Annotated in this window: 9 protein-coding genes and 1 pseudogene; 3 read left to right on the top strand and 7 right to left on the bottom strand. The window is 32.4% G+C overall.

Going from position 1 to position 8,571, the window contains the following annotated elements; translation table 11 throughout:
• The 3 genes from ACFCYN_RS24330 to ACFCYN_RS24320 form a co-directional block, all read right to left on the bottom strand.
• A partial coding sequence (locus tag ACFCYN_RS24330) for a hypothetical protein (protein WP_375952515.1) occupies window positions 1–270 on the bottom strand: 270 nt, incomplete at its 3' end.
• 676 nt (window positions 271–946) lie between these two features.
• Window positions 947–1,420: a DUF4825 domain-containing protein gene (locus tag ACFCYN_RS24325; RefSeq protein ID WP_375952512.1), complete on the bottom strand. Its 474-nt coding sequence runs from the start codon at window positions 1,418–1,420 to the stop codon at window positions 947–949.
• Between the two features lie 78 nt (window positions 1,421–1,498).
• Window positions 1,499–2,794: an MFS transporter gene (locus ACFCYN_RS24320; protein ID WP_172445077.1), complete on the bottom strand. Its 1,296-nt coding sequence runs from the start codon at window positions 2,792–2,794 to the stop codon at window positions 1,499–1,501.
• 220 nt (window positions 2,795–3,014) lie between these two features.
• Here ACFCYN_RS24320 and ACFCYN_RS24315 point away from each other — a divergent pair, with 220 nt between their 5' ends.
• Complete coding sequence (locus ACFCYN_RS24315) at window positions 3,015–3,482, top strand: hypothetical protein (protein ID WP_375952509.1); 468 nt, start codon at window positions 3,015–3,017, stop codon at window positions 3,480–3,482.
• Window positions 3,483–3,573: 91 nt separating this feature from the next.
• Here the strand turns inward: ACFCYN_RS24315 and ACFCYN_RS24310 are convergent, their stop codons facing one another.
• The 3 genes from ACFCYN_RS24310 to hflX form a co-directional block, all read right to left on the bottom strand.
• Window positions 3,574–3,912, bottom strand: a complete 339-nt coding sequence (locus ACFCYN_RS24310) for a zinc ribbon domain-containing protein YjdM (RefSeq protein WP_375952506.1) — start codon at window positions 3,910–3,912, stop codon at window positions 3,574–3,576.
• Window positions 3,913–4,155: 243 nt separating this feature from the next.
• Entirely contained in the window at window positions 4,156–5,427 is a 1,272-nt protein-coding gene (locus tag ACFCYN_RS24305) for a methionine gamma-lyase family protein (RefSeq protein WP_375952503.1), read from the bottom strand.
• Window positions 5,428–5,430: 3 nt separating this feature from the next.
• Window positions 5,431–6,699, bottom strand: a complete 1,269-nt coding sequence (gene hflX, locus ACFCYN_RS24300) for a GTPase HflX (protein ID WP_172445081.1) — start codon at window positions 6,697–6,699, stop codon at window positions 5,431–5,433.
• A gap of 125 nt (window positions 6,700–6,824) precedes the next feature.
• On the opposite strand from hflX, the gene ACFCYN_RS24295 reads away from it, so the two are divergent.
• Window positions 6,825–7,472 carry a trimeric intracellular cation channel family protein gene (locus ACFCYN_RS24295; RefSeq protein ID WP_216854171.1) on the top strand — a complete coding sequence of 216 codons (648 nt, stop codon included), beginning with the start codon at window positions 6,825–6,827 and terminating at the stop codon, window positions 7,470–7,472.
• A gap of 141 nt (window positions 7,473–7,613) precedes the next feature.
• Here ACFCYN_RS24295 and ACFCYN_RS24290 read toward each other — a convergent pair.
• Window positions 7,614–8,090 (bottom strand): annotated as a pseudogene (locus ACFCYN_RS24290) (NADAR family protein).
• 152 nt (window positions 8,091–8,242) lie between these two features.
• Here ACFCYN_RS24290 and ACFCYN_RS24285 point away from each other — a divergent pair.
• Window positions 8,243–8,571, top strand: a 329-nt coding sequence (locus ACFCYN_RS24285; protein WP_375952499.1) for a CorA family divalent cation transporter, incomplete at its 3' end; no start/stop codon positions are given.

The raw sequence follows: 8,571 nt of genomic DNA, 5'->3' as shown, positions 1-8,571 counted from the left end.
CATTTCTTCTTCTGTTATATTGTATTTTCTTTGAATTTCATTGTGTTCTTCTAATAAATTTTTTGACCATTTCATTGATTGTCTATCTGTTATTTTACCACTCTTTAGTAACATTTTATTTTTTGCAAATTCTGACCTGAATTTCAGTTCGAATTCTGCAATTTCTATGATTTCTTCAGGAGAATGTTTATCTTCTTTTTGGTTAGAACTGCTATTCATTTTAAGTATTATACCTATAATTACAATTACAATTACAATAAACCATACCACAATATCACCACCTTTCATTTTCATAATATCATGTATAAATAACTAATAGTTAAACTATTCCAGAATTTATACCCTTAAATTTTTTGTATTTTCCACAATCTGTTTTTCCGTGAACATCATATGGATTTAACCCCCAATTTTTCCGCATAAATAAGTGCAATATTAATATCTTTAATAACACTTTCTGGAATTCGCTCACCAATTGCAAAGGCATCGTACAAAGTAATTCCTGCTAATTTTTTTAATACTAGATATTATTCATCATATAGTATCAATTTTGAATCAGCTGGATGCTCTCCTAGTTATTTATAGATTTGAACCTCTTTTTCTACACCTTCTCAATCAGCCTATTTAAAAAATTATCAATTCGTTAAACCCATTAAAACCACTTCAAACTTAGGGGGAATTTTTATAATTTGGTCATCATCCCAAGACGTAGGTACTTATGTAGGAAATGAATCAAAATTAATGTCTCCCCCGTTTTATTGTTAGAGAATTTCTATGTATTTTTTTGGCAGCTTAATTTTAAGCTTTTTTTCTGCCTTTATGATCATCTCGTCCGTTAATGGTTTAAGTTTATAAAAGGCGAACTCATCTAGCCTAATGTTACTTTTCAAAATAAACACCTTTAAAATTTATAGATATCATTATATTACTCTATCATACTAATAAAGCATTATTTTATAAAAAGCTGATTAACCTTGTCTTTATCTTTTAAATTTGTATGGATAAGTTCTTCTAAGTCATTTTCATTCGTATAAGAACGCACATCTTTTCCATACCATTCATTAAGTTGCTGTCTTGTTAGAGTATATTTTTTGTCGGAAAATTCAAAAGTGATCCATTCTACATTTTTGATTAGAGCAAATAAGAATGTTGCATTATTTATTACTATGTTTTTAGGGTTAACATTTATCTTCTCATATATAATAGTCATTCCATAAGGCTTCTTTTTTGTTTGAAGTGTCATTTTTTTAAACTCTTTATTGTTAGGTAATTGTTTAATGATATTTCCTACAGCACTGTTATTACCGATATAAGAATTTTTATATTTAAAAATATCTTTATTTGGGCTCTTACTTAATGTACAACTAGTTAAAACCAACATTATAAATAGTAATGGAATGAAATTTTCAAAAATTTTACTCATATTTTCCCCCTATTTGCTAATTGTGAAAATAGGAGCTGATTGCTCAGCTCCTATTTTAATTCAATTATAAAATCATTTTTACATTTGTAGTCCTTGCTCATGCTCTTTTTTGCTTTTGCGTGACCAAATTACGACTGGTATAAGGACTAAGGACAGTATTCCACCTGCCAATGATAATGTTGCATAACTCGAATTTGCGACGACCATTCCAGATAGCGCTCCACCTGATGCCCCTGATAAGGCGATCAATACATCTACAGTACCTTGAGTTTTCGCGCGTGTAGAAGAGTCTGTTGAATCAACTATTTGAGCAGTACCACTAATCAGCCCAAAGTTCCAACCTAACCCTAATAATGAAAGTGCAACAACTAGTAGAATCATAGAATCACTTGGTGCCGATGCAGCTAATACTCCTGCAAGTAATAAAGTAGCACCTGATGCAATCGACATCGCAGTTCGACCTATTTTATCAACAAGAATTCCTGTAATCAGGGATGGTAGATACATTGAGCCGATATGAAACGCAATAACTATACCAACCTCATTAAGCCCATGACCATGGTGTTCCATATGCACCGGTGTCATAGTCATAATTGCAACCATGACTATTTGTGTAAGCACCATTGTCGTTGCCCCTACAGCAATTCCTCTATTGTTTTTCATACTTTCAACTGGTGAAGTCTGTTTGACATCTACTTGTTTTGCTTTATTTGACTCAATCATTTTAGCCACTAATAAAGGGTCTGGGTTAAGCATAACGAAAAGAAAAATTCCAGCTAAAATAAAAGCCGTTGCGGATAAGATAAACGGACCTGCTAGTGATGGTACACCAATAGAAACAGCAAATTTTCCCATTGGTCCTACTAAATTAGGACCCGCAACTGCACCAAAAGTTGTAGAAACCATGGCAATACTAATTGCTTTTGCACGTTGCTTACTATTTGCTAAATCTGTTCCAGCGTATCTTGCTTGTAAATTAGTTGCTGTTCCTGCTCCATAAATCAGTAGTGAAGCAAATAAAAGAATTAGATTGTTTGTCATTGCTGCAATTACTACACCGATTGCACCAAGTCCACCTGTAAAAAATCCTGACGCAAGCCCGATTCGTCGACCGAATCTTTGAGAAAGCCTACCAACAATTAATGCCGCTCCTGCCGAACCTAATGTAAAAAGCGATGCAGGGAGACCTGAAAAAGCATCTGTACCAAGCATTTGCTGGGCAAGTAATGCTCCTACTGTAACCCCTGCAGCTAAGCCTGCCCCACCAAAAATTTGAGAAATGCTAACAATTAACAGTGTTCGCTTGTATAGCATTTTTTGCTTTTCATTTGAATTTACAAAATCCATTTCTAAACTATGCGCTCTATTTTTCATTTATACACCTTCTTTTATTTCGTGAAATTTTAATCAATTACATTCTGATTAAACCTCTTTTATTTTAACAAATATCTATTTATATCAAACTATTTTTTTAAAATTAATACAATTTCTACTTTAAATTTGTGTTTAGATTCTACTATTCTTTCATTTCATTTGCTTCTTTTTTGCAAAAAACCATTATTTGGTGCATACGGTTATACTAGGAGGGGAAGTCATGAACAAACAACAAAAAGTATTTATTCTAACCTATTTATGTGTGCTCTTTTTCGGTAGCTTTCTTTTGGCTGGAATAACTTGGTACAATTACGGAGAAATATATTCTGAGCGTATTCACGGTCTCAATTATTTTCTTTATTATTTCTTTGCTGGGGCAATTGGCGGTTCATTATTTCATTTGTATCATTTTTGTACTCGATTTATGGCAAATAAACTGACAGATCCTAGGGAGTGGATCATGTATGTTTTTTACCCGATATTTGCAACCGGTACAGCAGTGATGACAATCACTTTAATCAATAGTGGGTTGCTGGCTATTGATTTTACAAAAAACCCAAATTCAGTCTATGCACAAATTAGCATTTCTTTTATAGTAGGTTTCGGTTTTAAAAAATTCATAAAAAAGCTGGATTCGATTGTGAAACAAAGGTTCAGTTCAAACAATACCCCTTCGTCGACTGATTAACCTTAATCTTACTATTGGAAATGAAAATTAAAAAAATAAGAGAAGGTTTCCTCCTTCTCTTGTTTTAATTTATACTTAGTTAATTTCAAATCTAGACTTTTTTAACAAACCCTGACTTCAATTTCATCGCACCAAAGCCTTCAATTTTGCAATCTATATCATGATCGCCCTCTACTAATCGTATACTTTTCACTTTTGTTCCAATTTTAACGACAAGTGATGTACCTTTTACTTTTAAATCTTTTATGACTGTAACCGAATCTCCATCGTTTAAAACATTTCCGTTGGCATCCTTTACTACTTTTGTTTCTTCATTTGAATTTTCTGTTTCTAGAGTCCATTCGAAGCCGCATTCCGGACAGTTTAAAAGATTTCCATCTTCGTATGTATATGCTGAATTACATTTAGGACAATTAGGTAGATTTTCCATTATATAGCCTCCGTAAATTGCTCAGTTTTAATAATTTCGTAACCTCTATATACTGGCACACCCATTTTATTAACGCAAGATTAAATAAATATTATGTAATTTTAACGTTAATGTTAAGGTTAATTTAAGAATTAAGATGTAATATAGATATATAGAAAGAACCTTCATCATTATGAAAGTAAGTCCCCAATTATTTTCATAAATAAAATAGCTCATGACGAACATGTCATGAGCTATTTTGTTTTAAATTTCTAATAGGTTTTTTTCGATTAATGAGTTGACCGCCGAACAAATTGCAATTTTCACATGAGCATACGTTAAACCACCTTGTATATATGCAACATATGGCGCTCTGATTGGACCGTCTGCAGTTAATTCAATACTTGCACCTTGAATGAAAGTCCCTGCAGCCATAATGACATCATCAACGTATCCTGGCATATAGTTTGCCGTTGGCGTGAAATGAGCATTGATTGGTGAAGCAGCTTGAATTGCCTGACAAAATGCAATCATTTTCTCTTTATCGTCAAATTGTACAGATTGAATTAAATCTGTTCTAACTGCGTCCCATGAAGGGTTTGTGTTCATTCCTAGCTTTTCTAAAAATGCAGCAGTAAATAATGCTCCCTTTAATGCTTGACCAGTAATATGCGGAGCCATGAAAAATCCTTGATACATATCTTGTAAAGCATACAAAGAAGCACCCGCTTCTCTTCCGATTCCAGGAGATGTTAAACGATATCCACATTTCTCAACTAGATCTTTTCGTCCTACGATATAACCACCTGTTTTCGCAAGTCCACCACCTGGGTTCTTAATTAATGAACCAGCCATTAAATCAGCACCTACATGGCAAGGCTCTTGTTTTTCAACAAATTCTCCGTAGCAGTTATCAACAAAAACTATTACATTCGGATCAATTTCTTTTACAAAATCAATCATTTCTTTAATTTGTTCAATTGTAAACGAAGGTCTTGTCCCGTATCCTTTTGATCGTTGAATACCGATCACTTTTGTATTGCTTGTCATTCGATTTGCAACTTTTTCATAATTAATACGTTCATCGTTTACTAATTCAATTGATTCATAACCTATTCCAAAGTCTTTTAATGAGCCATTACCACTTTCACCGCGAATGCCTACTATTTCTTCTAATGTATCGTATGGCTTTCCAGTAATGTATAAAAGCTCATCACCTGGTCGTAAAACCCCAAATAATGCTGTCGAGATTGCATGAGTACCTGAAATGATTTGTGGTCGAACTAATCCAGCCTCTCCACCTAATACATCGGCAAAAATTTCTTCTAACGTATCTCTTCCTATATCGTCATAACCATAACCAGTAGAAGGAATAAAATGACTATCGCTCACTTTATGTTTTCGAAAACTTTGTAAAACTTTAAATTGATTGTATTCAATTACTTCGTCTATTTCTTTATGTGCCTCGGATATTAATTCTTCTACCGTAGCAACTAATGGTGCAATTTTTTCCCCGTTTGATAATAATTCTAGCATTGATTATTGCTCCTTATACATTCTATATCTTTTTACAGTATCATAAATTGAATGTTCTTTAAAAACATATCCAGTTATTTGATAGATTTCAGTTTCTTCATTAAATGTAATTGATTCAATCATCGTTAGTTTTTTGATTTCATGAATCAATTTTCCTTCATATGCCGGTACGAACGCTTCAAAATATTCCATATACTGTTTACATTCGAATTCAATTCTTTGACGCAATTTTCCTAAATCATCTTCATTTAAAGCACTCATTTCAATAAAACCTTCAGATGGTGATGGCACAAAATCCTCATGAACTTGATCTATTTTATTATAGACTGTTAACATTGGAATATTTTCAACATCTAAATCATTCAGTAATTTAGAAACTGTTACTTCATGACTTTTATAATTTTCATGAGAAGCATCGACTACATGAAGTATAAAGTCAGCTTCTGTTGCCTCTTCAAGAGTCGAACGAAAAGCCGCAATAAGTGAAGTTGGTAAATCTTGAATAAACCCTACTGTATCAGTTAGTAACGTTGTCATACCATTTGATAAAACAAATTTTCTAGTAGTAGGATCTAATGTCGCAAACAGTAAATCTTGTTCATACACATCCGATTTAGTTAATCGGTTAAATAATGTTGATTTTCCTGCGTTTGTATAACCTACTAACGAAATATGGAACATTTCATTTTTCTTACGTCTCTCACGATAACGCTTACGATGTTCAACGATTATGTTTAATTGCTGTTTAATATCATCAATTCGTTTGCGAATATGTCGACGATCAGATTCTAGCTTTGTTTCACCAGGTCCTCTTGTCCCAATACCTCCACCTAGTCTAGATAGTTCAGTTCCTTGACCTACTAATCTCGGCATTAAATATTGTAACTGCGCTAATTCAACCTGTAATTTACCTTCTTTTGTTTTTGCGCGCTGTGCGAATATGTCTAAAATTAATTGCGTGCGGTCAATTACCCTTTTTTCTAATCTAGCAGATAAATTACGAATTTGAGAAGGCGTTAATTCATTGTTAAAAATAACAACATCCGGTTCTAGCTCTGCAATAGCCGCTTCTAATTCTTCTACTTTACCTGTTCCTATGTATAATGCTGGATGATATTTCGTTCTTTTTTGTGAGGTAATTAAAACGACCTCTCCATTTGCAGTTTTCGTAAGTGATGCTAACTCGTCCAACGAATAATTAAAACGATCATCATCAACATTTTGAAGCTGACATCCAACTAAAATGGCTTTTTCTCTTAATTCATTCGACACAAAATTCCACCTTTTCTATTAACCAATTGTAAGCAATTAAATCTTCTTTACTCTTAACTGTCTCTTTATTATAATGATATCTGGACTATTTTTCATCTTTTTATTCAGGGCGGGGGAATTGCTTTTTGGAAACATGGGATTTATTTGGCATTATTGGTACTATTTCCTTTGCATTAAGTGGTGCAGTAGTTGCTATGGAAGAAGACTATGATTTATTTGGCGTCTATATTCTAGGTTTTGCTACAGCCTTTGGTGGCGGTGCATTACGTAATTTATTAATAGGTTATCCAATCAACTTTTTATGGAATCAAACAACAAATTTTACAATTGCGTTAGTTGCTATGACGATTATCTTTTTCTTTCCGCAATTATCAAATAAACCATTCAAAAAACTTGATATTCTATTCGATTCAATCGGTTTATCCGCTTTTGCAATTCTTGGTGCAAACTATGCGATCGAATTAAAACTACCTGTTAGTGCTGTAATCGTAGCTGCTGTTTTAACAGGAATCGGTGGCGGAATCGTGCGAGACTTACTTGCAAAAAGAAAACCAATGGTATTACATTCAGAAGTATATGCTTTTTGGGCAATACTTGTAGGTGTATTAATTGGAAATAAATTTGTTGATACTAATTTTGAAACTTTAATTTTATTCATTACTATTGTTATTCTTAGACTATTGTCTGTACATTATAAATGGAGCTTACCAAAAAGATCATTTACAGGCTCTACAGTAAATATTGAAGAATCGAACACTCAAAAATTAAATTAAATAAGTCCGTGAAAAACAAACCTTTTAGAATTAGGTTTGTTTTTTTATTTGTAGATAACGTGTAAGATTGTTTTTCGAAAAAATAAAATAACCATCAAATTAGATGCCATATCAATCTTTAAATTAATTTGAGTCGTATTATTATAATTTACTTCTTACTTCCATTAAAACTTTCCCAAGTAAGTTTAGTCCTTTCCACTTTTTTGGGTCTTCGGCTCGTTTATCATTTTCTCCTATACCAATACCCCAAATCTTGTCAAACGGACTAGCTTCAACTAATATTTTATCGCCTGTTGCTAGTAGCTGAGATTTTAGTTAGAGGTTAGAAAATTTATCATATAACACATCCCCATAAATTATTTCACGATTAGCCATCCAAGTTCTTTCATCGAAAGGGATTACTTTACTTCCCCCTAAATCTTTACATTGTTTAGGTGTCTGAGCTTTTAATATTTGTTCTGCAATTTTTTTCGCACCAAATAAATTTGCTTTTCGATACATAATTGCTTGCTCTGACCATTTGAATTCTATTCCTTGGTGTTTGAAAGGGAAAAAATAAAAGTTCGAGTAAATATCATTGTCCCCCCAAAAAAATACAAATTTATTAGTTATCCTCAATTCTTAATCATCCTCTCATTAAATGATTAACACATTCCCTTTTCAACAACCAAAAAAGAACAAACCCTAAATTAAAAGTTTGTTTTTTGCATTACATAATTTACCTATTCTTGCCAACACTATTTTAGAAATTTATTAAAAGGAGAATTCATTTGGAGAGATACAATATTACAAACCATTCTATCGAAACAATTGACGAATTTTTGCTTCCATCCAACAATGAAATTCTTTGGTATCACTTTAATAGCAAAACAATCGATCAACTTACTAAAATAATTGATTCTTTAAAAATTCATCCTTTGGCAAAAAAGAAACTTTTACACAGTGACCAAAAACCAAGAATAAATATTTTTAAAAACGAAGCAGTTCTTTCTTTATATGCCTTAACAAAACTATTTAAACCAGCCAAAATTAATGTTCTTGTTTGTAAAAATTTAATTATTTCTTATATTGGAGATCATGAAATCGATTTATTCAAATA

Origin of the sequence: Gottfriedia sp. NPDC056225 (genome assembly GCF_042267765.1) — a bacterium.
Taxonomy (GTDB): Bacteria; Bacillota; Bacilli; order Bacillales; family Bacillaceae_G; genus Gottfriedia.
The sequence above is the reverse complement of the archived record's forward strand: the minus strand, read 5'-3'. Positions and strand labels throughout refer to the sequence as shown.